The 25,194-nt window shown below is 63.1% G+C and carries 19 protein-coding genes and 2 tRNA genes; 11 read left to right on the forward strand and 10 right to left on the reverse strand.

What is annotated here, in order from left to right; genetic code table 11:
- Window positions 1-48: 48 nt before the first annotated feature.
- The 4 genes from ilvC to pbpG all read left to right on the forward strand — a co-directional run bounded on the left by ilvC (window position 49) and on the right by pbpG (window position 5,037).
- Window positions 49-1,065 (forward strand): ketol-acid reductoisomerase, encoded by a 1,017-nt coding sequence (gene ilvC, locus NFX52_RS05985; protein ID WP_055393779.1) that lies wholly within the window; start codon window positions 49-51, stop codon window positions 1,063-1,065.
- Between the two features lie 193 nt (window positions 1,066-1,258).
- Entirely contained in the window at window positions 1,259-2,092 is an 834-nt protein-coding gene (pssA, locus tag NFX52_RS05990; RefSeq protein WP_055393781.1) for a CDP-diacylglycerol--serine O-phosphatidyltransferase, read from the forward strand.
- Window positions 2,093-2,305: 213 nt separating this feature from the next.
- On the forward strand, window positions 2,306-3,844 hold the full coding sequence (locus tag NFX52_RS05995) for a 2-isopropylmalate synthase (RefSeq protein WP_055393783.1): 1,539 nt from the start codon (window positions 2,306-2,308) through the stop codon (window positions 3,842-3,844).
- 116 nt (window positions 3,845-3,960) lie between these two features.
- Window positions 3,961-5,037 carry a D-alanyl-D-alanine endopeptidase gene (pbpG, locus tag NFX52_RS06000; RefSeq protein ID WP_055393785.1) on the forward strand — a complete coding sequence of 359 codons (1,077 nt, stop codon included), beginning with the start codon at window positions 3,961-3,963 and terminating at the stop codon, window positions 5,035-5,037.
- Between the two features lie 199 nt (window positions 5,038-5,236).
- Here the strand turns inward: pbpG and NFX52_RS06005 are convergent, their stop codons facing one another.
- The 6 genes from NFX52_RS06005 to NFX52_RS06030 form a co-directional block, all read right to left on the reverse strand.
- Window positions 5,237-6,064 (reverse strand): IclR family transcriptional regulator, encoded by an 828-nt coding sequence (locus NFX52_RS06005; protein WP_055393786.1) that lies wholly within the window; start codon window positions 6,062-6,064, stop codon window positions 5,237-5,239.
- Window positions 6,065-6,120: 56 nt separating this feature from the next.
- The gene (locus NFX52_RS06010; RefSeq protein WP_055393789.1) at window positions 6,121-6,882 is read right to left on the reverse strand and encodes an arginyltransferase; all 762 of its coding nucleotides are present in this window, start codon (window positions 6,880-6,882) and stop codon (window positions 6,121-6,123) included.
- Window positions 6,879-7,634, reverse strand: coding sequence for a leucyl/phenylalanyl-tRNA--protein transferase (aat, locus tag NFX52_RS06015; RefSeq protein ID WP_055393791.1), 756 nt, complete (start codon window positions 7,632-7,634; stop codon window positions 6,879-6,881). Before aat ends, NFX52_RS06010 begins: the two co-directional genes overlap by 4 nt.
- Before the next feature lie 198 nt (window positions 7,635-7,832).
- A tRNA-Asn gene (locus NFX52_RS06020) sits at window positions 7,833-7,908 on the reverse strand.
- Between the two features lie 52 nt (window positions 7,909-7,960).
- Window positions 7,961-8,036: transfer RNA gene (locus NFX52_RS06025), tRNA-Asn, on the reverse strand.
- A 137-nt stretch (window positions 8,037-8,173) separates the two neighbouring features.
- On the reverse strand, window positions 8,174-8,593 hold the full coding sequence (locus tag NFX52_RS06030) for a YbaN family protein (RefSeq protein WP_055393793.1): 420 nt from the start codon (window positions 8,591-8,593) through the stop codon (window positions 8,174-8,176).
- 105 nt (window positions 8,594-8,698) lie between these two features.
- Between NFX52_RS06030 and def the strand changes: the two genes are divergently transcribed.
- A complete protein-coding gene (gene def, locus NFX52_RS06035) occupies window positions 8,699-9,238 on the forward strand; it encodes a peptide deformylase (protein WP_055393795.1) in 540 nt (179 codons plus the stop codon).
- A gap of 186 nt (window positions 9,239-9,424) precedes the next feature.
- On the opposite strand, the gene NFX52_RS06040 is transcribed toward def, so the two are convergent.
- Complete coding sequence (locus NFX52_RS06040) at window positions 9,425-12,034, reverse strand: [protein-PII] uridylyltransferase (protein ID WP_055393797.1); 2,610 nt, start codon at window positions 12,032-12,034, stop codon at window positions 9,425-9,427.
- An 86-nt stretch (window positions 12,035-12,120) separates the two neighbouring features.
- Window positions 12,121-12,936, reverse strand: coding sequence for a type I methionyl aminopeptidase (gene map, locus NFX52_RS06045; RefSeq protein WP_252635578.1), 816 nt, complete (start codon window positions 12,934-12,936; stop codon window positions 12,121-12,123).
- 137 nt (window positions 12,937-13,073) lie between these two features.
- Here map and purL point away from each other — a divergent pair, with 137 nt between their 5' ends.
- Window positions 13,074-17,081 carry a phosphoribosylformylglycinamidine synthase gene (gene purL, locus NFX52_RS06050; RefSeq protein ID WP_055393801.1) on the forward strand — a complete coding sequence of 1,336 codons (4,008 nt, stop codon included), beginning with the start codon at window positions 13,074-13,076 and terminating at the stop codon, window positions 17,079-17,081.
- Between the two features lie 193 nt (window positions 17,082-17,274).
- Here purL and NFX52_RS06055 read toward each other — a convergent pair whose 3' ends face one another.
- Window positions 17,275-17,958, reverse strand: a complete 684-nt coding sequence (locus tag NFX52_RS06055) for a class I SAM-dependent methyltransferase (protein WP_055393804.1) — start codon at window positions 17,956-17,958, stop codon at window positions 17,275-17,277.
- Between the two features lie 276 nt (window positions 17,959-18,234).
- Here NFX52_RS06055 and NFX52_RS06060 point away from each other — a divergent pair, with 276 nt between their 5' ends.
- From NFX52_RS06060 to NFX52_RS06080, 5 genes are all read left to right on the forward strand, one after another.
- Window positions 18,235-19,221: a DUF808 domain-containing protein gene (locus tag NFX52_RS06060; protein WP_055393806.1), complete on the forward strand. Its 987-nt coding sequence runs from the start codon at window positions 18,235-18,237 to the stop codon at window positions 19,219-19,221.
- 130 nt (window positions 19,222-19,351) lie between these two features.
- Window positions 19,352-19,942, forward strand: coding sequence for an OmpW/AlkL family protein (locus NFX52_RS06065; protein WP_055393808.1), 591 nt, complete (start codon window positions 19,352-19,354; stop codon window positions 19,940-19,942).
- Window positions 19,943-20,345: 403 nt separating this feature from the next.
- Window positions 20,346-21,263, forward strand: coding sequence for an L-histidine N(alpha)-methyltransferase (gene egtD / locus NFX52_RS06070; protein WP_055393810.1), 918 nt, complete (start codon window positions 20,346-20,348; stop codon window positions 21,261-21,263).
- 12 nt (window positions 21,264-21,275) lie between these two features.
- On the forward strand, window positions 21,276-22,472 hold the full coding sequence (gene egtB / locus NFX52_RS06075) for an ergothioneine biosynthesis protein EgtB (RefSeq protein ID WP_055393812.1): 1,197 nt from the start codon (window positions 21,276-21,278) through the stop codon (window positions 22,470-22,472).
- 154 nt (window positions 22,473-22,626) lie between these two features.
- The gene (locus NFX52_RS06080; protein WP_055393814.1) at window positions 22,627-23,469 is read left to right on the forward strand and encodes an SPFH domain-containing protein; all 843 of its coding nucleotides are present in this window, start codon (window positions 22,627-22,629) and stop codon (window positions 23,467-23,469) included.
- 141 nt (window positions 23,470-23,610) lie between these two features.
- Here NFX52_RS06080 and NFX52_RS06085 read toward each other — a convergent pair whose 3' ends face one another.
- Window positions 23,611-24,894, reverse strand: coding sequence for an O-acetylhomoserine aminocarboxypropyltransferase/cysteine synthase family protein (locus NFX52_RS06085; RefSeq protein WP_055393816.1), 1,284 nt, complete (start codon window positions 24,892-24,894; stop codon window positions 23,611-23,613).
- Window positions 24,895-25,194 lie beyond the last annotated feature (300 nt).

Raw genomic sequence — 25,194 nt, forward strand, 5'->3', positions numbered from 1 at the left:
GTTTTTCCCATTTCAACCCCCAACAACGCATTTCAACCGGAGCGACCCATGAAAGTTTTCTACGACAAAGACACCGACCTGAGCCTGATCAAAGGCAAGACCGTGGCCATCATCGGCTACGGCTCGCAGGGCCATGCCCACGCACAAAACCTGAACGACAGTGGCGTGAAGGTCGTGGTCGGCCTGCGCAAGGGTGGTGCATCGTGGGACAAGGTTGGCAAGGCCGGCCTGACGGTTCTGGAAGTCAACGACGCCGTCAAATCCGCTGACGTGGTCATGATCCTGCTGCCTGACGAAGACATCGCAGCCGTCTACAAGAACAACGTCGAGCCCAACATCAAGCAAGGCGCCTCGCTGGCCTTTGCCCACGGCTTCAACGTGCACTACAACCAGGTCGTGCCCCGTGCTGACCTGGACGTGTGGATGGTCGCCCCCAAGGCCCCTGGCCACACCGTGCGCAACACCTACACCCAAGGCGGCGGCGTGCCCCACCTGGTCGCTGTGCACCAGGACAAGTCCGGCAAGGCCCGTGACCTGGCTCTGAGCTACGCAGCTGCCAACGGTGGCGGCAAGGCCGGCATCATCGAGACCAACTTCAAGGAAGAAACCGAGACCGACCTGTTCGGCGAACAAGCCGTGCTGTGCGGCGGTGCCGTCGAGCTGATCAAGATGGGTTACGAAACCCTGGTCGAAGCTGGCTACGCCCCTGAAATGGCCTACTTCGAGTGCCTGCACGAGCTCAAGCTCATCGTGGACCTGATCTACGAAGGTGGCATTGCCAACATGAACTACTCGATCTCGAACAACGCCGAGTACGGCGAGTACGTGACCGGCCCCGAAGTGATCAACGAGCAGTCGCGCGCCGCCATGCGCAATGCCTTGAAGCGCATCCAGAACGGCGACTACGCCAAGATGTTCATCCAGGAAGGCCGTCTGAACTACCCATCGATGACAGCCCGTCGCCGCAACACGGCCGACCACAGCATCGAAAAGGTGGGCGGCCAACTGCGCGCCATGATGCCCTGGATAGCCAAGAACAAGCTGGTCGATCAGACCCGCAACTGATTCTCCATCGCTGGAGCATCACAAGGCCACTTCGGTGGCCTTTTTCGTTGGCGGTCGGTCCTGTGGGCAGGCGCTACACTGCGGCCTTCGCCTTGATGGCGCGCGGCGACCTGCCTGTGCAGCGGGGAATTGCCGGATACTATAAATTTAATAGCTGCTCACGCAATATGGGTAAGCGCTGGAGGTCAATTTAATGCATGACGGCAATGAATCCACCGACAACCCCGGTGTGATGGTGCGCAAACGGCGCAAGGGCATCTACATCCTGCCCAACCTGTTCACGCTGGCGGCATTGTTTGGGGGCTTCTATTCGATCGTGATGGCCATGAACGGCCGTTTCGATATGGCGGCCGTGGGCGTTTTTTGTGCGATGGTGCTCGATAGCCTCGATGGCCGGGTAGCGCGCATGACCAATACCCAGAGTGCGTTTGGCGAGCAAATGGATTCGCTTTCCGACATGGTGTCCTTTGGGGCGGCGCCTGCCCTGATCGCCTATGAGTGGTCCCTCCAGGGGCTGGGCCGCTGGGGCTGGATTGCCGCATTTGTGTACTGTGCCTGTGCCGCGCTTCGCCTGGCGCGCTTCAATGTGAATACCGGCGTGGTGGACAAGCGCTATTTTCAGGGGCTGCCTTCGCCAGCCGCTGCAGCTTTGGTGGCGGGGTTCATCTGGCTGATGACCGAGCTGGGCGTGCATCCTGGTGAAGACCACTGGCTGACCTGGAGTCAGACGACCTGGATCATGTTCGCATTCACGCTGTACGCGGGGCTCACCATGGTGACCAATGTGCCGTTCTACAGCTTCAAGGATGTGCAGATGAAAAAGAGCGTGCCTTTTGCAGCCATTGTGCTGATCGCGCTGGGCATTGCCATCATCAACATCCACCCGCCCATCGTGCTGTTTGGCGTGTTCGTGTTCTACGGCCTGAGCGGTTACGGCGTGTACGCCTGGCGCAAGGCCAAAGGGCAGCACAGCAGCGTGATCAGCACCTCGACGGACGAACCGGACGAACGTGGACTGCACAAGTGATTGGAATGATGCCTGGCCAGTTGTGCTACATTGCACCGCATGAATACGTTTGCACTGGCCCTACTGCTACCTCCCCACGGGCGGAGACAGTAGGCGCACGCGCACACGTTTTCCACAAAGGCCCGTATGCACCCGCAACGGGCCTTTTGTTTTGGGCGCCAGATTTTTAGTGTTGCGGGCCAATCCCACCCCACCAGTACCAGGAGAAACAACATGGCTGACAAACTCATCATTTTCGACACCACCTTGCGCGATGGCGAACAGTCCCCCGGCGCCTCGATGACCAAGGATGAGAAGCTGCGAATTGCCCGCCAGCTGGAGCGCCTGAAGGTGGACGTGATCGAAGCCGGTTTTGCGGCCAGCTCTAACGGAGATTTCGAGGCGGTGCAGGCGATTGCCAATGCCATCAGGGAGTCCACCATCTGCTCGCTGTCGCGCGCCAATGACCGCGACATTTCCCGCGCAGCCGAAGCGCTTGCAGGGGCGAACAGCGCGCGCATCCATACGTTCATTGCCACCAGCCCGCTGCACATGGAAAAGAAGCTGCGCATGACGCCAGAGCAGGTGCTTGAGCAGGCCAAGCAGTCGGTGCGTTTTGCGCGCAATCTGGTTGGAGATATTGAGTTCAGCCCCGAAGATGGCTACCGCAGCGACCCAGACTTCCTGTGCCGTGTGCTCGAATCTGTGATCACCGAGGGTGCCACGACCATCAATGTGCCCGATACCGTGGGCTATGCCATCCCCGAGCTGTACGGCAACTTCATCAAGACCCTGCGCGAGCGCATTCCCAACAGCGACAAGGCCATCTGGTCCGTGCACTGCCACAACGACCTCGGCATGGCCGTGGCCAATTCGCTGGCCGGTGTGAAGATTGGCGGTGCGCGCCAGGTGGAATGCACGATCAATGGTCTGGGTGAGCGCGCTGGCAACTGTTCGCTCGAAGAGGTGGTGATGGCGGTTAAGACCCGTCGCGACTATTTCAACCTCGATCTCAACATTGATACCCAGCACATCGTTGCGGCCAGCCGGATGGTTAGCCAGACCACGGGGTTCGTGGTGCAGCCGAACAAGGCCGTGGTGGGGGCCAATGCTTTTGCGCACGCCAGTGGCATCCATCAGGATGGCGTGCTCAAGGCGCGAGATACCTACGAAATCATGCGTGCCGAGGATGTGGGCTGGAGCGCCAACAAGATCGTGTTGGGCAAGCTCAGCGGCCGCAACGCCTTCAAGCAGCGCCTGCAGGAACTGGGTGTGAGCCTGGACAGTGAAACCGAAGTCAACACCGCTTTCACGCGCTTCAAGGAGCTGGCCGATCGCAAGAGCGAGATTTTTGACGAGGACATCCTGGCGCTGGTGAGTGATGAGAGCGTGACCAGCGAAAGGGAGCAATATGGCTTTGTCTCTCTGTTCCAGCAGAGTGAAACGGGTGAGCACCCCCGAGCACGCATCGTCTTTACGGTAGACGGCCAGGAGGTGCGGGGCGAGTCCGAAGGAAACGGCCCTGTGGATGCCTCACTCAAGGCCATCGAATCGCATGTGAAGAGTGGTGCGGAGATGGTGCTGTACTCGGTGAACGCCATCAGCGGCTCGACAGAGAGCCAAGGCGAGGTCACCGTGCGCCTGCAGAACAGTGGCCGCGTGGTCAACGGCGTGGGCGCAGACCCCGATATCGTGGTCGCTTCGGCCAAGGCCTATCTGAGTGCGCTGAACAAGTTACAAAGTAAAGCTGACCGGGTGGCTGCACAGGGTTGAATGATCAATTTATAATTTCATTCACTTTCTTGGAAAGTCGCGCAAGGTATTGATCTTGCGCGACTTTTTTTGATTCTGTACACTGCTCAACACTTATTACCGTTTGGAGCACTTTGATGCACCATCGCCACCGCGCCGCAGTGACCCGTTTTTTCCAGCTTTTGGGCTTTGTCGTCGTCAGTACGGCGCTGGTTGTGCCGATTGCGCACTCAGGTGAGCGCTCCAAGGCGCCAGCCAAAAAGCAGCAAGTCAGTTCGGCCAATGCCAAGCGCGCTGCTCCGGCCCGCAAGGTCGCTACCAATACCCGGGCCGTGCGTGTCACGGCCAAGACCGCCAAGGTGCCAACCCGTGTGGCCTTTGTGCCTGCCAAGCAGTCGTTCGGGCAAATGGCGGGGCTGCATGAGGTAAGTGATCCGCTGGACCTGAAGTCCAGCGTCGCACTCGTCATCGACCAGGACACGCATGAAGTCCTGCTTAGCAAGAATGATCAGGCCGTGCTTCCTATTGCGTCCCTGACCAAACTCATGACGGGCTTGCTGATTTCCCAGGCCAAGCTGCCGATGGATGAGCCCATTACGATCACCCAGGATGACGTTGATACCGAAAAAGGCAGCCGCTCGCGCCTGACGGTGGGCTCAACGTTGACCCGGGGCGAGATGCTGCACCTGGCGCTCATGTCCAGCGAGAACCGCGCAGCGCATGCGTTGGGTCGTACGTATCCTGGTGGCCTCGAAGCGTTTGTCGTGCAGATGAATGTCAAGGCCCGCCTGCTAGGCATGACCGATACCCGTTATGTAGAGCCAACCGGCCTTTCCAGCCGCAACCAGTCCAGCGCACGTGACCTGGCTACCTTGGTGAATGTGGCGCATGGTGATCCCCTGCTGCGAGAACTGTCCACGTCACCGGGATATGAGGTGGCAGTGGGCCCCAAGACGCTGCAGTACAACAACACCAATGGGCTGGTAAAAAACCCCACCTGGGACATTGGCCTCCAGAAAACCGGCTACATCTCGGAAGCAGGGCGCTGCCTGGTGATGCAAACCCAGATCGCCGGTCGCAAGCTCATCATGGTGTTTCTGGATTCGGCGGGCAAATTCAGCCGCTTGGGTGATGCTGAGCGTGTGCGCCATTGGGTGGAGTCGATGCCGTCATTGACGGCGCCTTTGCAGGCCCGTGCAGGGTCCAATGGGTGAGGCAGTTAATCCTGTAGCTTGCACATCCATCCCCCGTGCGCCAAGCATTTGGTGCTGGTAGCGTCGGCGGGATTTCGTGCGGTCCGCCTTGTGCGCTGATTTGATGGATCCGCCGGCCGACCGGGCATCACTGCCTGTGTCGGTTTTTTTGCAAGAATCAGGCTCGGCTGCGGCTACGGTAGCTGTTGTGTCCCGATGCTCAGCGAAGTCCCGGACGCAAACCTGCATCACCGGATGCCGACGCTTCCATGCTGGGTGTGTGACCCAGAGCCAGAGAAATCTCGTTGGCCGTGGCTTGGAGCTTGGGAAGCCATCCTTCGTCCAGTCGATCAGCGGGTGCTGATATGGACAGTCCGGCTACCAACTTGCCTTGGTCATCGTAGACGCCAGCGGCCATGCAGCGCACGCCCAGTTCCAGCTCTTCGTTGTCGCGGGCAATACCGTACTGGCGCGCTTTGGCGAGTTCACGCTCCAGGATGGGCAATTGGGTGATGCTGTTGCGGGTGTGTCCGGCCAGACCGGTTCGGGTGGCATAGGCCCGCACGCGCTGGGGGTCGTCCAGGGCCAAAAAGAGCTTGCCTGTGGAGGTAAGGTGCAGAGGGGCCCGTCCGCCAATGGCGCGCACCACCTGCATGCCGGAGCGTTCACTGTAGGCACGTTCGACATACACAATCTCATCTCCCTGGCGCATACTGAGATTGACGGGCTGCTGGATCAGCTTGTGAAGGTTGCGCATCGGGGTCAGGGCGGCATCGCGCACGCTCAGGCGCGCTTTTACGAGGTTGCCCAGTTCCAGCAGGCGCATGCCCAGTCGGTAGCTGCCCGATTCTGGCCGATCCACGAAACGGCCAATCGTGAGGTCGTTCAGGATGCGGTGCGTGGTAGACGGGTGCAACCCTGTTTTCTCGCTGATTTCCTTGAGAGATATTGCCTCTTCGCGTGACGCCAGAACATCGATCAGCGTAAACATGCGCTCAAGCACCTGAACGCTGGGTTTGACGGGGATGCTGGGATCGTTTTTTTTCATGGGCGGCGATGCAGTGACGGCCGCAGCATTTTATCTTGTGAAATGCAAACCTGCATTCATCCGCTCTGATTGGCGCCCTGGCTGGCGCGATGCCATTGGCCATCGGTCCGGATTTCGTGGGGGTGAAAGCGCGCCTTGTAGTTCATCTTGGGGCTGGCCTCGATCCAGTAGCCCAGGTACACATGGGGCAACTCCAGGGAACGTGCCTGGGCAATCTGCCACATCACGTTGTAGGTGCCGTAGCTGCAATGTGGCTCGGGTTCGTAGAAGGTGTAGACCGCCGAAAGCCCGTCGTCGAGCACGTCCAGGATGGACACCATCTTGAGCGCGCCGGGCTCTCCTGTTATGCCATCTGTTTCGCGGAACTCCACCAGACGTGAATTCACCCGGCTTTGCAGCAGAAACTGCGTGTATTGGTCGATGCTGTCATGGTCCATGCCGCCGCCCGCATGGCGGCCGTTCTGGTAGCGCAGATACAGCTGATAGTGCTCGGGTACAAAACACAGGCGCAATACCCGCGCCTGCAGATTGCCGTGCCGCACGGTAGCGCGCCGCTGGCTCCGATCCGGCTGAAACTCGTTCACCAGCACGCGCAAGGGGGTGCAGGCCTGGCAGCCATCGCAATAGGGGCGGTAAGTGAACATGCCACTGCGGCGAAACCCCTTGGCCACGAGATCGGAATACACATCGCTCTGGATCAGGTGACTGGGCGTGGCGACCTGCGACCGTGCCTGCCTGTCCGGCAGATAACTGCAGGGGTAAGGGGCTGTCGCGTAGAACTGCAGGGTCTGCAGTGGTAGGTCATTGAGTTGCGTCATGCCGTGGGCGCCGTGAAGGGCAGCAGCTCGTTCCAGTATACGGGTTCAAACGACCACGAGAGGGCGGGCTGGTCCAGTGCGTTTTGTATGTGAAACAGGAACTGGGCTCGCGAGATTTCGTGGGCTCCCAATGAGGCCAGGTGCCGGGTGTTCTGTTGGCAATCAATCATTGCCACACCCTGGCGGCGGCACAAGGCCACCAGGGCCGCAAGCGCGATTTTCGATGCATCGGTAGCGTGGGCGAACATCGATTCACCGAACACCGCCTGCCCCAGTGCGACGCAATACAGGCCGCCTGCCAGTTTTCCATCGATCCAGGTTTCAACGCTATGAGCATTGCCCGCTGCATGGAGGCGGGTGTAGGCTTCAACCATCTCGGGCACGATCCAGGTGCCAGCCTGCCCGTCGCGCTCCTTGGTAGCGCAGGCCGTGATCACTTCCAGGAAGTTGTGGTCTATGCGGATCTCGCAGGCTGTATTCGCTCGGAATGCCTGCAGGGTCCTGCGAAGCGAGCGATGGAGTCGGAAGTTCGCCACGGGCAAGACCATTCGTGGATCGGGAGCCCACCACAGGATGGGTTGCCCCGGGCCGTACCAGGGGAACGTGCCCTGGGCATACGCCGCTCGCAGATGCGCTACATCCAGCGTGCCACCGGCAGCCAGGAGTCCGGGGGCGGGGTCGTCGGGTCCCCATGCTTTCGCAGGGTCTGGTAGCGGATCTTCAAGCTCCAGCCAAGGCAGTTGCGGGGGCATGGGGTTGCAATACAAATAGGACTTGCGCAAATCGGGGTGCAACGGCCGCCTCGCCTTGGGGTGGGCCGATTGCCTGGGCCTGTTTTGCGCAAGTCATGACAAAGAACTGTATTGTCAGGCAGGCACAGGGGTGGTGGATTTTCTTGAGGCGTATGAATGAAAAAGCCCACCATGCGTGAACATGGCGGGCTTCTTGGCTGGCTCCTCGACCTGGGCTCGAACCAGGGACCTACGGATTAACAGTCCGGCGCTCTACCGACTGAGCTATCGAGGAATGATCGGTATGTAAAAGGCCCCGCGTACACATGCAGGGCCTGCAAAATTCTTGGCTCCTCGACCTGGGCTCGAACCAGGGACCTACGGATTAACAGTCCGGCGCTCTACCGACTGAGCTATCGAGGAACAAGACTTAGATTATATACATAAAAATTGGGGCTCCGAAGGTTTGACGGCGTGTTCTTGCGTGGTGTTGCGGTCGCGTGCCGAGGTGTGCGAATGACGGCCAACTTTCACTACTCCGGTGAGGGGAAGGGTGGGCTTCAGGGCTCGGGGCGGTGCCACAGCCAGGCTGCCACGCAAACCATGGAGGTGATGGCGATACCCACCACCCACGGGCGGGTGCCAGTGGCGAACAGCACGATGCCGCTCAGCGCCATGAGCAGTGTGGCACTCCACTTGGCCCGTCGGCTGACCTTGCCGCCCTGGGCCCAGTTGCGAAGCAGGGGGCCGAACAAGCGGTGGTTCCACAGCCAACGGTAAAGCCGTGGCGAGCTGCGGGCAGCGGCCCAGGCCGCCATGAGGATGAACACCGTGGTCGGCAGCCCGGGGACGATCACACCGATGATGCCCATGACGAGGCACAGCACGGCAAATGCGAGCAGCAGCCAGCGCACGGGCCAGGGCAGGGTGCGCAGGGGCGGCGCGGCGTCTTCGTGGGACTCGGTGGGGGGCTGGGGCATGTCCGTTATTGTGAATGCCCCGGCGGCAGCGCCGGGGCGTGCGCACGCGCTATGCTGCCTCAGCAGCGGATGCTCCGCTGTTCTCTTGACCTGAATGCACCTTCGATGACCATCCACACCATCCTGAAGATGGGCGATCCGCGCCTGCTGCGTGTTGCCCAGCCAGTCACTGAATTCGATACCGATGCGCTTCACCTTCTGGTGCGCGACATGTTCGAGACCATGCAGTCTGTCAATGGCGCGGGGCTTGCTGCGCCGCAGATTGGCGTGGATCTGCAGCTCGTGATTTTTGGGTCTGGCGAGCGCAATCCACGCTACCCTGACCGGCCCGTGGTCCCTCCCACCGTCTTGCTCAACCCGGTCATCACGCCCCTTGGTGATGAGGAGGATGAGGACTGGGAAGGTTGCCTCTCGGTGCCAGGGTTGCGCGGCAAGGTGCCCCGCTGGTCGCGCATTCGATATACCGGGTTTGATCCGTATGGCGACCCGATCGACCGCACGGTGGAAGGGTTTCATGCCCGGGTGGTGCAGCACGAATGCGACCACCTCATCGGCAAGCTCTACCCCATGCGGGTGCGCGATTTCACGCAGTTCGGCTTTACCGAAGTGCTGTTCCCGGAGATCAGCGCCACCGAGGACGACTGATGCCTCCGCCTGACAGGCACATCTGTCACCGGTGTACCCGCACCGGGATAGATCTTGCTGTGGGTGAGGGCTTCGTACGCGTGGTTGCTGAAGCTGATCAAGGTGCCATATGTCAAAAAAGGCCGCTAGCGCTTTCTGGTAAAGCTCTGGTGGCTATTAAAAAGATAGCATTTTGTCGAGCGTGGCTCACGCGGACAGTTCGCGCAGCAGCTCGGTCTCGATCTCGATCTGGCGGGCGTTGTTCTGCAGCTCGGGGCCCTGGATCAGGAAGGTGTCTTCCACCCGCTCCCCCAAGGTGCTGACCTTGGCCAGTTGCACGCTCAGGTGGTGCTGCGCCAGGATGCGGGCCACCAGGTAGAGCAGGCCCGCCCGGTCGCTGGCCGAGATGGCCAGCAGCCAGCGCTGGGCCTTTTCGTCGGGTCGCAGGGTGACGCGCGGCGCCACCGGAAAACTCTTGACCCGGCGCGAGACCCGCTTGCGGGCGGGCTCGGGCAGCGGGCCACCGGCCTCGATCACACGCACCAGATCGCTTTCGACCATGTGCGTCAGCTCCCGGTAGTGCCCCGGCTGCGATGAGGCCACCACCTGGAAGGTGTCGAGGGCATAGCCGTTGTTCGCGGTGTGCACGCGGGCATCCAGGATGGAAAACCCCGCGCGGTCGAAATATCCGCAGATGCGCGCAAACAGATCGGCCTGGTCGGCCGCATACACCATCACCTGCAGCCCGTCGCCTGCCAGCGACTGGCGCGCGCGCACCACAGGCTTTGCCGTGCCGACATGGCGCGACAGGTGGCGCGTGTGCCAGGCGATGTCGGCAGCCTCGTGCCGCATGAAGTAGCTCACGTCCAGTGTGGCCCACAGGGCCTTGTGTGCCTCGAAGGGCAGGGCGCTCAGGGCCAGCAGCACCAGCGCCTCGCGCTTGCGGGCCTCGATTTCGGCGGCAGCGTCGGGCGCCCGGCCGCCCAGGGTGCGCAGCGTGGCGCGGTACAGGTCTTCCAGCAGTTTGCCCTTCCACGCATTCCACACCTTGGGACTGGTGCCACGGATGTCGGCTACGGTGAGCAGGTACAGCGCGGTGAGATAGCGTTCGTTGCCTACGCGCTGCGCGAACGCGGCGATCACGTCGGGATCGCTCAGGTCTTCCTTTTGGGCGATGCGGCTCATCGACAGGTGTTCGCTGACCAGGAATTCGACGAGTTTTGCGTCCTCGCGGGCGACGCCGTGTTGGCGGCAAAAGCGGCGCACTTCCACGGCACCGATCTGCGAGTGGTCGCCCCCACGGCCTTTGCCAATGTCATGGAAGAGTGCGGCGATGTACAGGATCCACGGCTTGTCCCAGCCGCCAGCCAGCTGCGAGCAAAAGGGGTACTCGTGCGCGTGCTCGGCCATGAAGAAGCGGCGCACGTTGCGCAGCACCATCAGGATGTGCTGGTCCACCGTGTACACGTGGAACAGGTCGTGCTGCATCTGCCCGACGATGCCGCGAAACGCCCACAGGTAGCGGCCCAGCACCGAGGTCTGGTTCATCAGCCGCATGGCATGCGTAATGCCCGACGGCTGCTGCAGGATGCGCATGAAGTTGTCGCGGTTGACCGGGTCGCGGCGGAAAGCGCCATCCATCACGCCGCGTGCGTTGTACAGCGCACGCAAGGTGCGGGCTGACAGATCTTTCAGGCCCACCGTGGTCTGGTAGAGCAAAAAGGTTTCGAGGATGGCGTGTGGGTCGCGCGTGTAAAGGTCATCGCTGGCCACCTCGATGAGCCCAGCCTTTTCGAAGAAGCGCTCGTTGATGGGGCGCGGCTCGTGCGTCGAGGGATTCAGGCGCTCTTCGATGTTCAGCAGCAGGATCTGGCTGAGCTGCGATACAGCCTTGGCCGCCCAGTAGTAGCGCCGCATGAGGCTCTCGCTGGCGCGCATGGGCAGCCGCGATCCGTCGGGCGCCTGTGAGCGGTAGCCAAACGACTCGGCCACGGCGGTCTGCAGGTCGAACACCAGGCGGTCTTCGTGCCGCCCGGCCGCTGCATGCAGGCGGGCGCGGATGAGGCACAGCACCGCCTCGTTGCGCTCAATCTGGCGCACCTCGAACGCGGTGGCCATGCCGCTGGCGGCCAGCTCTTTCCAGTTGCGGCCAAGCCCCGCGGCCTGGGAGACCCACAAGATCATCTGCAGGTCGCGCAGCCCCCCAGGAGACTCCTTGCAGTTGGGTTCCAGCGAATAGGGCGTGTTCTCGTACTTGTTGTGGCGCTGGCGCATCTCCAGTGTCTTGGCCACCAGAAACGCCTGGGGATTCATCTGCGCGCGGTACTGCCGCTGGAAGTCTTCAAACAGCGCTGCGTTGCCGCACACGAGGCGTGATTCAAGCAGGGAGGTCTGCACGGTGACATCGCCCGCACTTTCGGCCAGGCATTCGGTCACCGTGCGCACGCTGGAGCCAATCTCCAGCCCCGCATCCCAGCAGCTGCCGATGAAACCTTCGAGCTGGGTGCGCAGTGCGCTGCCCGCCTCGGGCGCCGCACCATCGGGCATCAGCAGCAGTACATCCACATCCGAATAGGGAAAGAGCTGGTCGCGCCCGAAACCGCCCACCGCCACCAGGGCCATGTCGGCAGGCAGTTCGGCGCGCTGCCACAGCGTTTGCAGCAGGTTGCCTGCCAGGGTGGACAGCTTGCGCAGCAGCACCCGGATGCCGCGTGTCGAGGCCCCCGTCGCTTTCATGGCGGCCAGCAGCGCCGCTTTGTCGCTGCGGTAGGCGTCCCGCAGGACGTGCACTTCAGGCAGGGCATGGATTTTGGTCATGGTCGTCGAAGGTCGCGCTGAAGAAGGGCCATGCAAAAAACCATGCAAGAGTTGTGCGAGCCGGCTGGCAGGGGCCGGCGAGCGGGTCAGGTCTTGGTCGCGGTCACAAACGCCGGGAGCGGCGGCGAGCCTGCCGACAGCGTCATGACTTCATAGCCTGTTTCGGTAACCAGCACCGTGTGCTCCCACTGGGCCGACAGGCTGTGGTCCTTGGTCACGATGGTCCAGCCGTCGTTGCCAAAGTCCTTCACCTCGCGGCGGCCAGCGTTGATCATGGGCTCGATGGTGAACACCATGCCGGGCACCAGTTCTTCGAGCGTGCCGGGGCGGCCGTAGTGCAACACCTGGGGCTCTTCGTGGAATTTTTTGCCAATGCCATGGCCGCAGAACTCGCGCACGATGGAAAAGCCCTGGCCTTCGGCAAACTTCTGGATCGCGTGGCCGATGTCGCCCAGATGCGCGCCGGGCTTGACCTGCACGATGCCGTGCCACATGGCATCAAACGTGATGGCCGACAGCCGCTTGGCGGCGATCGAGCATTCGCCGATCAGGTACATGCGGCTGTTGTCGCCATACCAGCCGTCCTTGGTGATCACAGTCACGTCCACATTGACGATGTCACCCTTCTTCAAAGGCTTGTCGTTGGGGATGCCGTGGCGCACCACATGGTTGACCGAGGTGCACAGCGAGGCCGGGTAGGGTGGATAACCCGGTGGCTGGTAGCCCACGGTGGCCGAGATGGTGCCCTGCTGGGCCATGCATTCGGCGCCCAGGCGGTCGATCTCTTTGGTGGTGATGCCGGGCTTGATGTGGGGGGCGATGTAGTCCAGTACTTCGGAGGCCAGACGGCAGGCCAGGCGCATGCCCTCGATGTCCTCAGCGCTTTTGATGGTGATGCTCATCCCCGGATTATCCCATTGGCCCCCGCGCCACGCAGGCGGTGCGGCCATGCCCGGTAAAATAGCGGGCTCCGGTCCTGGCTGCACGCTGGCGCCCGGAGCCACCCTCTACCCCTGACACCCCCCAACAGGCCGCTACCGTGACCTTGCACATGACCACGCTGGCGGGCGGCAACGCCCTCAGCTCCTTCCGCGCCCAGCAACTTCAACCCGCCCTGGAGGCGATCCACCCCAAGATCAGCGGCATTGCAGCGCGTTTTGTGCACCTGGTCGCTACCGACGCGGCCCCTACACCCACTGAGCAAGAACGTTTGGCCGCGCTGTTGACCTACGGCGACCCTTATGCGGGCCCCGAAGACGGCGCCGTGCTCATCGTCACGCCCCGCCAAGGCACGCTGTCGCCCTGGGCCTCCAAGGCCACCGACATCGCCCGCAACTGCGGCATCGCCATCCGCCGGGTCGAGCGCATCACCGAATACCGCATCAGCCTCAAATCCGGTCTGCTGGGCAAAACCCCTGAGCTGACGGCCGAGCAGCTGGGCCAGGTGGCCGCCTTGCTGCACGACCGCATGACCGAATCGGTGGTGGCCGACCGCAGCGCCGCCGCCGCGCTGTTCACCGAACTGCAGCCCGCGCCCATGGAGCATGTGGACGTGCTGGCCGGCGGCCGCGTTGCACTCGAAGCCGCCAACACCCGCTTTGGCCTGGCCCTGGCCGATGATGAAATCGACTACCTCGTGACCGCCTTCACGGGCCTCGCGCGCAACCCCACCGACGTGGAGCTGATGATGTTCGCGCAGGCCAACAGCGAACACTGCCGCCACAAGATCTTCAACGCGCAGTTCACCATCGACGGCGTGGCGCAGGACAAGAGCCTGTTCGGCATGATCCGCAACACGCACCAGCTGGCGCCCCAGCACACGGTGATCGCGTATTCGGACAACGCTTCGGTGATGGAAGGCCACCAGGTCGAGCGGTTTGTGGCAAAAATGGGATCTGGCGCTGATCCATCAAGCGCCAATAGCTATCAAAAGAGTAGTGTTACCCAGCATGTCCTGATGAAGGTGGAAACCCACAACCACCCCACGGCCATCTCGCCCTTCCCCGGCGCATCGACCGGCGCAGGCGGCGAGATCCGCGACGAAGGCGCCACAGGCCGGGGCTCCAAGCCCAAGGCGGGCCTCACGGGCTTCACGGTGTCCAAGCTCTGGGGCAGCACAGTGGGCAAGCCCGAGCACATTGCCAGCCCGTTGCAGATCATGGTTGAAGGCCCCCTGGGCGGCGCGGCGTTCAACAATGAATTCGGCCGGCCCAACCTGAACGGCTACTTCCGTGAGTACGAGCAAGAAGTCGGCGGCGTGCAGCGCGGCTACCACAAGCCCATCATGATCGCGGGCGGTGTGGGCGTGATCGATGCCGAGCTGACGAAGAAGATTGAGTTTCCCGCCGGTTCGCTGCTGATCCAGCTGGGCGGCCCCGGCATGCGCATCGGCATGGGCGGCAGCGCCGCCAGCTCCATGGCCACGGGCACCAACGCGGCCGAGCTGGACTTTGACTCGGTGCAGCGCGGCAACCCCGAGATCGAGCGCCGTGCGCAAGAAGTCATCAACCACTGCTGGGCGCAGGGCGCGGCCAACCCGATCCTCGCCATCCACGACGTGGGTGCAGGCGGCCTCTCGAATGCCTTTCCCGAGCTGACCAACGACGCAGGCCGTGGCGCGCGCTTTGACCTGCGTGCCGTGCAGCTCGAAGAGTCGGGCATGGCGCCCAAGGAAATCTGGAGCAACGAATCGCAAGAGCGCTACGTGCTGGCCATCGCGCCCGAGTCGCTGGAACAGTTCAAGGCCTTCTGCGAGCGCGAGCGCTGCCCGTTTGCCGTGATCGGCACGGCCACCGAAGAGCGCCAGCTGGTGCTGCACGACCCTGCTGCCACGGCCGACGACCAGAAGCTGCCCGTGGACATGCCCATGAACGTGCTGCTGGGCAAGCCGCCCAAGATGCACCGCGATGTGAAGACGGTGGTGCGCGAATTCGCACCCATGGCCCTGACCGGCGTGCCGCTGCAAAAAGCCGTGATCGACGTGCTGGCCCACCCCACGGTAGCCTCCAAGCGCTTCCTCATCACCATTGGCGACCGCACCGTGGGTGGCCTCAGCCACCGCGACCAGATGGTCGGCCCCTGGCAGGTGCCCGTGGCCGATTGCGCCGTGACCCTGGCCGACTACAAGGGCTTTGCGGGCGAGGCCATGAGCATGGGCGAGCGCACGCCGCTGGCCGCCATCAACGCGCCGGCTTCAGGCCGCATGGCCGTGGCCGAGGCCATCACCAACCTGCTGGCCGCGCCCATCGAGCTGCCGCGCGTGAAGCTGTCGGCCAACTGGATGGCCGCGTGTGGCGAGCCCGGCGAAGATGCCGCGCTGTACGAAACCGTGAAGGCCGTGGGCATGGAGCTGTGCCCTGCGCTGGGCATCAGCATCCCCGTGGGCAAGGACAGCCTGTCCATGCGCACGCAGTGGAGCGAAGGTTCTGAGAAGAAGAAAGTTACCTCGCCCGTCAGCCTGATCGTGAGCGCATTTGCCTCGCTTGCCGACGTGCGCGGCACGCTCACGCCCCAGCTCAACGCCACCGAGACCGACACCACGCTGGTGCTGATCGACCTTGGCAAGGGCCAGAACCGCATGGGCGGCAGCATCCTGGGCCAGACGCTGGAGCAAAGCGGCGATGTGGTGCCCGATGTGGACGACCCGAAAGACTTGGTCAACCTCGTCAACGCAGTGAACGCACTGCGCGCCAAGGGCCAGATCCTGGCGTACCACGACCGCAGCGACGGTGGGCTGCTGGCGGCCGCCGCCGAAATGGCCTTTGCGGGCCATGTGGGCGTGGCGCTGAACGTGGACTTGCTGGTCACTGAAGGCGACGGCATCAGCGACAGCCGCATGGACACGGGCGATGCCAAGAACTGGGCAGGCCAGGTGGGGGCTCGCCGCGAAGAGCTCACGCTGAAAGCCCTGTTCAACGAGGAACTGGGTGTGTTGCTGCAGGTGCGCACGGCCGAGCGCAACGACGTGATGCAGATCCTGCGCGAGCATGGCCTGTCCAAGTTCAGCCACTTCGTCGGCAAAACGCGTCCTGCATCGTCCGAGATCGACGCAGGCAAGGGCGAGCTGCAGGTCTGGCGCGATGCCAAGGCCGTATTCAGTGCGCCGCTGGCCGACCTGCACCAGGTGTGGGACGCGGTGAGCTGGAAGATTTGCCAGCAGCGCGACAACCCCGCCAATGCCGATGCCGAACACGCCGCAGCGGGCGAGCCCACCGACCCCGGCATGCACGTGCACCTCACGTTCGACGCCACTGACAACGTGGCGGCGCCGTACCTGAACCTCGCCAAACCCAAGGTCGCCATCCTGCGCGAGCAGGGTGTGAACTCGCACATCGAGATGGCCTACACGTTCACGGAAGCAGGCTTTGAGGCCTATGACGTGCACATGACCGACCTGCAGACTGGCCGCGTCAAGCTCGAAGACTTCAAGGGCGTGGTGGCCTGCGGCGGCTTCAGCTACGGCGACACCTTGGGCGCGGGCATCGGCTGGGCGCGGTCCATCACCTTCAACCCCGTGCTGGCCGCGCAGTTCCAGGGCTTCTTTGGCCGCCCCGATACGTTTGGCCTGGGTGTTTGCAACGGCTGTCAGATGTTTGCCGAGCTGGCCGACATCATCCCCGGCGCGCAGGACTGGCCACGCTTCACCACCAACCAGAGCGAGCGTTTCGAAGCCCGCCTTTCGCTGGTGGAAGTGCTCGAATCACCCAGCCTGTTCCTGCAGGGCATGGCCGGCAGCCGACTGCCGATTGCGGTGGCGCATGGCGAGGGTTATGCCAACTTCAAGTACCGGGGCAACGCCGACAAGGCCATTGCCGCCATGCGCTACGTGGACAACCACGGGCACGCGACGGAGCAGTACCCCTTCAACCCCAACGGCAGCGCAGGCGGCCTGACGGCGGTGACCACGGCCGACGGCCGCTTCACGGCCATGATGCCGCACCCCGAGCGCGTGTTCCGCAACGTGCAGATGAGCTGGACGAGTGAAGACAAGGCGCAGTACAGCGGCTGGATGCGCATTTGGCGCAACGCGCGCAAGTGGGTAGGCTGATCCGGCGCTGATCATCTGCACCGCTGCGGCGGTTGTTGCCAAAAGGCTGGCCCCTCATGGGGTCGGCCTTTTTTCGTGGAGCCAACCCTTGAGGAAGGTGGGCGGTGCGGGTGAAAGGCGGCAAGCCAAGGGCTGCTCCGCAACGAGGGCCTGGGCCCCCCTCGGGTGAGGGTGCTCCCGGCGGCTCAGGGGCTTATTCCATCTTGCGTTGGTAGATCAGCAGGCGGCCCTTGTAGGCCGGGCGGTCTTCCAGGGCCGGGTGGTCGAGGCGCTCCTCCACCACCTCAAACCGGTGCACTGCCATCTGTTTGTGGAAGGTAGGGCGGTTGCCCCGGTTCGGGTCCACGATCCAGATCTGCGCGCCTTGGCCGGCGTGGCGGTCCAGAAACCTGGCCAGCGAGGCGCGGGCGTCGCGTTCATACAGCACATCGCTGCCCATGATGAGATCGAACTGACCTTGTACCGCGCCTGTTCCCGCGGCGGCGTCCGCGCCCCACTGGCCCGTGCGGTATTTGAGGGGCGGCAGGCCGTTGAGCCGCAGGTTTTCCAGCAGAAACGTTGGTGCCAGCGGGTGGCAGTCGCTGGCGGTCACATCCATGCCGCGCCGGTGGCACACCAGGCTTGCCAGGCCCAGGCCACAGCCAATCTCCAGCACGCGCTCGCCGGTCAGCAAAGGGCGGCTGGCCATGCGTTGTGCCAACTGTGCCCCCGATGGCCAAAGCAGGCCGAACAGGGGCCACGCGGCCGACGATATGCCAAGCGCCTCGGCGGCTCCCAGTGGATCAGAGAACTGTTGCTTGTCGAGCAATGATCGAATGATCAGGTCGGCTGCGCCAGTGATGGCGATGTCTTCGTGTTTGGTGAGGTAGCCGGGCATGGCTTGGGCATGAAGCCCGAATAAGAGCACATGCTCCAGGACCCCAGAGGTGATGGGTGAGGGCGCGAGTATGCGCTTTGTGCGGGGCGGCATTCGCGCCATCCATCGCTGTGCGGAGCAAGGGGCGGCCCACCAGTGGGAAACAGGTCGTGCAAGGGCCGCCCAGATCGAGGGGTCTGTGCCGCGCGGCGCCGTTGGCCTGGGCGTTGCTATAGTCCGGCGCACGCATGGCGGCATGCCCGCCGATTTTGTACAGACTTATTTCAAGGATTCCCCATGGCCACTGGCAGCCTGCTTGCCCTGTTGGACGATATCGCCACCATCCTCGACGACGTGGCCCTCATGACCAAGGTGGCGGCCAAGAAGAGCGCTGCCATGGCCGATGACGTGTCGGTCATGACCAAGGTGGCCGCCCAGAAGACGGCGGGTGTGCTGGGGGATGACCTGGCACTCAATGCCCAGCAGGTCACCGGGGTGCGGGCCGAGCGCGAAATCCCCGTGGTCTGGGCCGTGGCCAAGGGCTCGATGATCAACAAGGTCATCCTGGTGCCTGCAGCGCTGCTGATCAGCGCGTTTGCTCCCTGGGCGGTCACGCCTTTGTTGATGGTGGGGGGCGCATTTTTGTGTTTTGAGGGCTTTGAAAAAGTGGCTCACAAGCTGCTGCATGCCCAGCACCAGGATGAGGCCGAGCACGAAAGCCATGCCAAGGCCAATGCGAACCCGGCGGTGGACCTGGTGGCCTTTGAGAAGGACAAGATCAAGGGCGCGGTGCGCACCGACTTCATCCTCTCGGCCGAAATCATTGCGATCACGCTGGGCACCGTGGCCTCTGCGCCTTTTGTTCAGCAGTTGACCGTGCTGTCGGGCATTGCGGTCATCATGACCATCGGTGTGTATGGCCTGGTGGCGGGCATCGTCAAGCTCGATGACCTGGGCCTGTGGCTCAACAACAAGGCCAGCAGCGCGGCCCGTGCCGTGGGGGCAGGCATCCTGCGCGCTGCTCCCTGGCTCATGAAGGGCCTGTCTATTGCTGGCACGGCGGCGATGTTTTTGGTGGGCGGTGGCATCCTGGTGCATGGCGTTCCGGTGCTGCACCATGCTGTGGAGGGCGCAGCTGCCGCAGCAGGCCAATGGCCGACGGGCGGGTTGTGGAAGGTGGTGGTGGAGAACCTGCTCAACGCGGTGGTGGGCATCGTGGCCGGGGGGCTGGTGCTGGCCGGTGTCACGCTGGTGCAGCGCCTGCGCGGCAAGTCCACAGCGTGAGAATGGGTATGCCTTGATCTAGGTCTAAGGGTTAGTACGGAGGTCTTGAGATAGGGCAAGGTTGGCGGGTGGATGCAGCGGTTCAATACATGCACGGGGGTCGTCCCCGTCCAACCGATGCGAAATCACCATGAAAAAAACTCTGCTGGCTGTAGCCGCTCTGTGTGTTCTGTCTTCTGGCGCTGCGCTGGCGCAACAAGCAGAAGGCCCCTGGATGGTCCGCGCGCGCGTTGTCAACCTTGACAGCGCCAACAAGGACAGCACGCCGCTGGGCCTGACGGTCAACGACAAGACCATCCCTGAAGTAGACATCACCTACTTCTTCAACAAGAACATCGCCGCCGAGCTGATCCTCACCGTCCCCCAGAAGCACACCCTGCGTGCGGGCGGCGCTGCCATTGGCACGCTCAAGCACCTGCCTCCCACGCTCACTGTGCAATACCACTTTGACGTAGCCGGCTTTAAGCCCTACGTGGGTGCGGGCCTGAACTACACGCGCTTCTCCGGCGTGCACCTGCCCGCTGGTGTGGACATTGACCGCAACAGCTTTGGCCCCGCCTTGCAAGCCGGTGTGGACATTCCGCTGTCCAAGAACCTGTACCTGAATTTCGACGTGAAGAAGGTCTACATCAAGACCGACGTGAGCGCGGGCGGTGCCAAGCTGGGCACCTTCAAGGTGGACCCCGTTCTGGTGGGCGTGGGTCTGGGCTGGCGCTTCTAGTGTGGTGTTGCAGGCTGGACGGCACATTAAAACCGATGGATTTTTGGTCAGGGCAAGGCGCAAACCACAGCGATACCAGTAGGTATCGCGAGGATTTGCAACGCAGCCCTGGCCGAAAAGACGCGGTTTTAAGTGCCGGATAGCGTGCAACACCATACGAGGGAGGCTGGGGTCAAGGCTGGCCCTGCATTCCTGGCAGCAAGAGTTCTCCAAGGTTAAAAGGGCTGGCGCCTGCGCCAGCCCTTTTTTTTCGGGGTGCGGAAATGGCCTACACACAGTTGCAGGCGAGGCGACGCACAATGGCGTGAGGGAGCGTGTGGGGCCTGCCGCGGTGCGTGCGCCCCAGGTGCCTCTGCTTTTTGACCACCCGGCGGCGCTGCCGCACCGAACGTCTCACTGACCCATGCTCCTGCCTCGCTACTCCGACATCACGCACGGGCTGACCCAGCGGCCCGCACGCATCTCCCCCAAGTATTTTTACGACCAGCACGGCTCGCAGCTGTTTGAGGCCATCACGCGCCTGCCGGAGTACTACCCCACGCGCACCGAGATGGCCCTGATGCAGACGCACGCGGACAGCATTGCAGGCACGGTGGGCCCGGGGCGTACCCTCATCGAACTGGGCGCAGGCAATTGCCAGAAGGCCCGCACCCTGTGCCGCCTGGTGCAGCCGGCGTGTTTTGTGGGTGTGGACATTTCAGCGGATTTTCTGGAACAGGCGGTGCAGGGGCTGCGCGACGACTTCCCCGCACTGGATGCCCGCGCACTGGCGGGTGACATGACCCTGGGGGTGGCACTGCCGGACGACATTCCCCGCACCGGCCGGCTGGTGTTCTACCCGGGATCTTCCATCGGCAACTTCGATCCTCCGCACGCCCTGGAGCTGCTGGGCCACATGCGCGAGCTTGTGGATGACGATGGCGGCCTGCTCATCGGCATCGATCTGCCCAAGGACGTGGCCGTGCTGGAGGCGGCCTACGACGATGCGGCGGGCGTGACGGCCGAGTTCAATCGCAACGTGCTGCGCCACGTGAACCGCCTGATCGGCAGCGACTTCGATGTGGGGCAGTGGCAGCACCGTGCGTTCTTTAACCCCGAGGCGTCGCGCATTGAAATGCACCTGGAGGCGACATCCGATACCGAGGTGTGCTGGCCCGGCGGCGGCCGCAGGTTTGAGCAGGGCGAGCGCATTCACACCGAGAACAGCTACAAATACCCCTTGCCCGTGTTCACCGACATGCTGGCCCGCGCTGGTTTTGCACAGGCCCAGGCGTGGACGGACGAGCGCGGCTGGTTTGCGGTGGTGCACGCGCGTCCCTGATCAGTGGCTGCAATGACCATGGCATCCAACACACTGCAGTCCCGCTACACCGCCGTGCGCGGCCGCTCGGTGGCACTGGCGGCGCCCCTGTCGCCCGAGGACTGCAGCGCGCAGTCCATGCCGGACGCCAGCCCCACCAAATGGCACCTGGCGCACACCACCTGGTTTTTTGAAACCTTCGTGCTCGAAGCACACGAGCCCGGGTTTGCGCCGTTTGCGCCCGCGTTCCGAGTGCTTTTCAACTCTTACTACAACGGTGTGGGGGCCAAGCACCCGCGCCCGCAGAGGGGGCTGCTTACGCGCCCCGCGCTCCATGAAGTGCTGGCCTACCGGGCCGACGTGGATGCCCGCATGGCGCGCCTGTTGTCTACCGTGGCGCACGGTGCCGCTTTGTGCGCATTGATCGAACTGGGCCTGCAGCATGAGCAGCAGCATCAGGAGCTGATGCTTACCGACATCCTGCACCTGCTGTCGTGCAACCCGCTGTTCCCTGTCTATGCGGCGGCTTGCGATGTGGTGCCACCGCCCGTGGCTGCAACTTTGACGTGGCATTCTTTCGACGGAGGGCTCATCGAAATCGGCCATAAAGGCGAAGGCTTTGCGTTTGACAACGAAGGCCCACGCCATCGCACGTACCTGCACCCTTACGCACTGGCCTCGCGCCTTGTTACCCAGGCTGAATTTGCGGCCTTTGTGGAGGGCGGGGGCTACCAGAACCCCATGCTCTGGCTGGCGGAAGGTTGGGATTGGCGGGCAGCACAGGGTCTGAATCACCCGCTGTATTGGCACCGCGTGGAAGGCGAGTGGTACTGCTTCACGTTGGCCGGCCTGCAGCCGCTGGAGGGCGACCAAACGGTGGTGCATCTGTCGTACTACGAAGCCGATGCCTACGCGCGCTGGGCGGGAGCCCGCCTGCCCACCGAGGCCGAATGGGAGCACGCGGCCGCGCAGGGTGCCGACCCCGTGGCGCAGCTCTTTGGCGTCGCCTGGCAATGGACACAGTCGAGCTACGCCCCGTATCCCGGCTTTCGGGTGGCGGCAGGTGCCGTGGGCGAATACAACGGCAAGTTCATGGTGAATCAGTACGTGCTGCGGGGCTCGTCCTGCGCTACGCCACCGGGGCATGCGCGGCTGACCTACCGCAACTTCTTCCCGGCCACCGCGCGCTGGCAGTTCACGGGCATCCGGCTGGCACGCGACCTGGGTTGATACCGGGCTCTGCCGTCCCGAAGACTGCCGTAGGCACCGGCGAACCACACTTTTTTGGTGGGGTAGGGCTCTCCTACAATCGCGCTCGCTCGCCCTGCCGGCGCAGCCACGGCGCGCCTTGCCTACCAATCCCCTTTTGATCCGTGAGACTCCCATGACCGCTTTGCGTACCTTGTCCCTGTTGTGCCTGAGTGTTGCGCTGGGCGCGTGCAGCCAGATCGATACCGGCAATGTGGGTGTGGAGCGCACGCTGGGCAAGGTGGGGCAGGAGGCCCTGCCGCCGGGGCTTTACTTCACGCTGTTCAAGACGGTGGATGAATTCACGGCTAAAGAGGTGAGCTTTTCGCTGGAGAACCTCACCCCCAAGAGCCGTGACAACCTGACCATGCAGGACGTGGACATCGACATCTATTTCAAGACCACGCCGGCCTCCATCCCTACGCTGTTCGTCAAATACCAGGGCGATGTGGTGCAGCACAGACAAGTGGTCAAAGACGGCACGGCGGACCTGCTGGTGGCCTACAGCCGCGTGCAACGCGAAGCCCGTGAAGCCATCTACAAGGCCATTGCGCAGATGGATGCGACCACCATGCACACCAAGCGCGCCGAGCTGGCAGAAAGCGTGCGCACCACCTTGCAGGCCGAGCTGGACGCCACGGACAAAGGCGCTTTCACTGTCACCGCCGTGAATGTTCGCAACATGCTGACGGACAAGGCCATCGAATCCGCCATCCGCCAGCGTGCCGAGACGGACCAGGCGATCGAGAAAAAGCGCAAGGAGATCGACCTGGCCAAGGCCGAGGCAGAGCGCCTGATCGTGCAGGCCGAAGGCGAGGCACGGGCCAACCAGATCATCAGCGCATCGCTCACGCCCGCGCTCAAGGAAATCCGGCTGGCCGAGATCCAGCGCGACACCGCCCTGGCCATTGCCAGCAAGCAGGGCAACACGGTGCTGATGGGCGGCGGCGCTGCACCACTGGTCAGCGTGGGCCGGTGAATCAGGGCGCCAAGCAGTGCCACTGTGGGTTGATTTGCTATTGAAATAATAGCTAATAGCGCTTACCAATCAAGCGCTGGAGGCTAAAAACACTTGAAATTTTGAGTGGCCACGCGCCTTCAGGGCATGGCCACTCGCAGTTCACACCTTGTCGAGCGCCTGGGCCAGGTCGGCCTGCAGGTCGTTGATGTGCTCGATGCCCACCGACAAGCGCACCATGCCCTCGCTCACGCCGGCCTTGGCCAGCTCCTCGGGGTTGAGCTGGCGGTGGGTGGTTGATGCGGGGTGCGTGGCGAGGGACTTCGCATCGCCGATGTTGACCAGGCGTGTGAAGAGTTGCAGCGCATCCAGAAAACGTGCACCGGCCGCACGTGGGTCGGCGTCGCTGTTCTTCACGCCAAAGCTCAAAATGCCCGAGGCCTTGCCGCCTGACTGGCGCTGCACCAGCGCGTGGTCCGGGTGGTCGGGCAGACCGGCGTAGCGCACCCATTCCACCTTGGGATGGCTTTGCAGGTACTTGGCAATGGCCAGCGTGTTGTCGCAGATGCGGTCCATGCGCAGCGCCAGGGTTTCGATGCCTTGCAGGATCAGGAAGGCATTGAGCGGCGCCAGCGCCGCGCCGGTATTGCGCAGCGGCACCACGCGCGCCCGGCCGATAAAGGCAGCCGGGCCCAGGGCCTCGGTGTAGACCACGCCGTGGTAGCTCACATCGGGCTCGTTCAGGCGCGGGAAGCGGGCCTTGTGCTCGGCCCACGGGAACTTGCCGCTGTCCACAATCGCGCCGCCCACGCTGTTGCCGTGGCCGCCCAGGTACTTGGTGAGCGAGTGCACCACGATGTCGGCGCCATGCTCGATGGGGCGCAGCAGGTAGGGGCTGGGCACCGTGTTGTCCACGATCAGCGGCACGCCGTGGTCGTGCGCCACCTTGGCCAGCGCGGCGATGTCGGTCACGTTGCCCAGCGGGTTGCCGATGGACTCGATGAAGATGGCCTTGGTGCGCGCGTCGATGTGCTGCGCAAAGCTGGCCGGGTCACGCGGGTCGGCAAAGCGCGTGGTGATGCCTTGCTGCGGCAGCGTGTGGGCAAACAGGTTGTAGGTTCCGCCGTAGAGCGTGCTGGCCGACACGATGTTGTCGCCCGCCTCGGCAATGGTCTGGATGGCATAGGTGATGGCTGCCATGCCCGAGGCCACGGCCAGCGCGGCAATGCCGCCTTCGAGCGCTGCGACGCGCTTTTCGAGCACGTCGGTGGTGGGGTTCATGATGCGGGTGTAGATGTTGCCCGGCACCTTCAGGTCGAACAGGTCCGCGCCGTGCTGGGCGCTGTCAAACGCGTAGGCCACTGTCTGGTAGATGGGCACGGCCACGGCCTTGGTGGTGGGGTCGGGGCTGTAGCCAGCGTGGACGGCCAGGGTTTCGATTTGCATGGGTGCTGTCTCTTTCGTTGGTTGGAAGGGAGGGGTACATCGGGGGCAGTGTTCGCTCAATGAGCTTGCTGGTTCGACAGCGCGGGCCATTCTGGCACCAGCGGCGCGCCAAGTCATCGAATCGTTGGCTATGTGCTTATGGCTTTCGGCCTCTCTGCGTGAGCAGGTTTAGGGCCGCTGAATCTGGGGGCGGGTGGCGGAGCAAGCGCTCCCAGGCGGTTTGTGAAGCACGTCGGTATGCAGACTGGTCGTGCTTTTGTGCTCTGCAACAAACATCACATTTCCACACATTTATAAAAC

The organism is Acidovorax facilis (assembly GCF_023913775.1).
Taxonomy (GTDB): Bacteria; Pseudomonadota; Gammaproteobacteria; order Burkholderiales; family Burkholderiaceae_C; genus Acidovorax; species Acidovorax facilis.